We start from the raw sequence: 1,235 nt of genomic DNA, 5'->3' as shown, positions 1-1,235 counted from the left end.
GTCGACGACCCGGCCTCGGCCGAGCTCGTCGACGCCCCCGTGCTCTTCCCCGAGGGCGGAAACACCGGCACCTCCGGCTGCCACGACATCACGGTCTACCCGACCAAGGACATCGCGGCCGGCGCGTGCATGGGCGACGGCATCCTGATGGACATCTCGGACCCGGCCGCCCCGGTCGTGACCGAGGTCGTCCGCGACACCAACTTCGCGTTCTGGCACTCGGCGACGTTCACCAACAACGGCGAGACGGTCACGTTCACCGACGAGCTCGGCGGCGGGGGCGCGGCCACCTGCAGCGAGGCCATCGGCCCCGAGCGGGGGGCGAACGCCATCTACGCCATCGGCGACGACGCGCTCGAATTCCAGAGCTACTACAAGATCGACCGCCACCAGACCGCCACCGAGAACTGCGTCGCCCACAACGGCTCGCTGATCCCGGTGCCCGGGCAGGACTTCTTCGTGCAGTCCTGGTACCAGGGCGGTGTCTCGGTCATCGACTTCAACGACCCGGAGAACCCGAGGGAGATCGGCCACTTCGACCGCGACCCGATCGACGACGACCGGCTCGTCCTGGGCGGCTCCTGGTCGGCGTACTACTACAACGGCTACGTCTACTCCTCCGACATCTCCCGCGGACTCGACGTGCTGAAGCTGGACGACCCGCGCCTGCGGGCCGCCGAGCGCGTGCGCATGGACGAGTTCAACCCGCAGTCCCAGCCCGAGTACAGGCCCGGCCGGGGCGAGGGGCGCTGACCCTCCCCCGGGTCCGGCAGCGCCGCGCGACCCTCCCGGTCCCCGGGAGGGTCCGGCGCACGGACGTCGGGGCCGCGGCGTGGCGCGCGCCGCGGCCCCGGGACAAGCCCCCGCCAACCCCCTAGCGCACAGGAGAACCCCCATGTCCGCACCACCCACCCCCGGTCGGCGCCTCGCGCGCACGGCCGCCCTCTCCGCCGCCGCGGGGACGCTCCTCGTCGGCCTGCTGAGCCCGGCCTCCGCGTACGCGGACGAGGCGCCCGCCGACGAGATCAGCAGCAACGTCACCCATGTCGCCCACGTGCCCAAGCCCGACGCGGTGCGCAGCACCAACTCGGACCTGGCGTTCACGGGCGACTACGCCATCGGCGGCAACTACGACGGGTTCGTCGTCTACGACATCTCCGAGCCCGAGGACCCGCAGGTCGTGTCCGAGGTGCTCTGCCCCGGCGGGCAGGGAGACGTGTCGGTGAGCGGTGACC

General features: G+C 71.9%; 1 protein-coding gene and 1 pseudogene. Both read left to right on the top strand.

Annotated elements, in window-relative coordinates:
• Positions 1-753: LVIVD repeat-containing protein (locus tag ACFQBR_RS33555; protein WP_378554982.1), on the top strand; the 753-nt coding region annotated here is incomplete at its 5' end.
• Positions 754-895: 142 nt separating this feature from the next.
• Positions 896-1,235: pseudogene (locus ACFQBR_RS33550) on the top strand (hypothetical protein); the annotation flags it as partial.

Source organism: Nocardiopsis tropica (assembly GCF_042660575.1).
GTDB lineage: Bacteria > Actinomycetota > Actinomycetes > Streptosporangiales > Streptosporangiaceae > Nocardiopsis > Nocardiopsis tropica.
The sequence above is the reverse complement of the archived record's forward strand: the minus strand, read 5'-3'. Positions and strand labels throughout refer to the sequence as shown.